General features: G+C 66.2%; 1 protein-coding gene. It reads right to left on the bottom strand.

Translation table 11 applies throughout. The annotated features are described in order from the left end of the window. The coding region (locus HCC78_RS32800) for an IS5 family transposase (protein ID WP_172332851.1) at nt 1-806 on the bottom strand (806 nt) is incomplete at its 3' end. Nucleotides 807-866 lie beyond the last annotated feature (60 nt).

Genomic DNA, 866 nt, shown 5'->3' with positions numbered 1-866 from the left:
ACGCAGTTCATTTTCGTCTCGACCCTGCTCCGGCGGTGGTACCCGCTCCAGTTCCGCCACAGCGTCCGGCCGAGTTGCTTCGATGCCCGCAGGATCTCGTTGCGCGCCCGGGCTCCGGCCGTGTCCGGCTTCCATGGTCGCGCATTTCGGCGGGGCGGAATGACCGCCGCCGCGCCACGGGCGGCGACGGCGTCGTGGCAGGCACGCGTGTCGTAGGCCCCGTCGGCAGTGACCGTCGCGATGTTCTGATCCGGGTCGATCTGCTTCAGGAGCTCTGGCAGCATCGGCGCGTCGCCGACATTGCTGGAGGTGACCTCGATCGCCCGGATCTCCAATGTTTCCTCGTCTATCCCGAGGTGGATCTTGCGCCACACGCGCCGTTTCGAGCCGCCGTGCTTGCGCCTGTGCCACTCGCCTTCGCCCTCCACCTTGATGCCGGTGCTGTCGATGAGCAGGTGCAGGGCGCCTTTCGAACCGCGAAAGGGAATGGTCACGTCCAACGTCTTCTGGCGGCGCGACAGGGTGCTGAAGTCCGGCACCGACCAGTCCAGCCCGGAGAGTTCCAGCAGGCTCGCCATGAAGCCGGTGGCCTGGCGGAGGGGCAGGCCGAGGAGAATCTTGAGGGTCAGGCAGGCCTGGATTGCGGCGTCGCTATACGCCTGCTGGCGGCCGCGCCGCCCGGACGGCACCGCGCCCCATTGCATCGAGGGATCGAACCAGACCGTCAGCGAGCCGCGGCGCCTCAGCGCCTGATTGTAGCTCTTCCAGTTGGTGGTCTTGTAGGTCGTCTTCGGAGGTCTGCTCATGCTGCCCGGCTAGCATGCTGGATTCACGAGATGAATCCCCTAGATTTGCGCAACAATGCC

The sequence above is a fragment of the Mangrovicoccus sp. HB161399 genome (assembly GCF_013184745.1).
Taxonomy (GTDB): Bacteria; Pseudomonadota; Alphaproteobacteria; order Rhodobacterales; family Rhodobacteraceae; genus Mangrovicoccus.
This window is presented reverse-complemented; position numbering and strand designations above follow the sequence as displayed.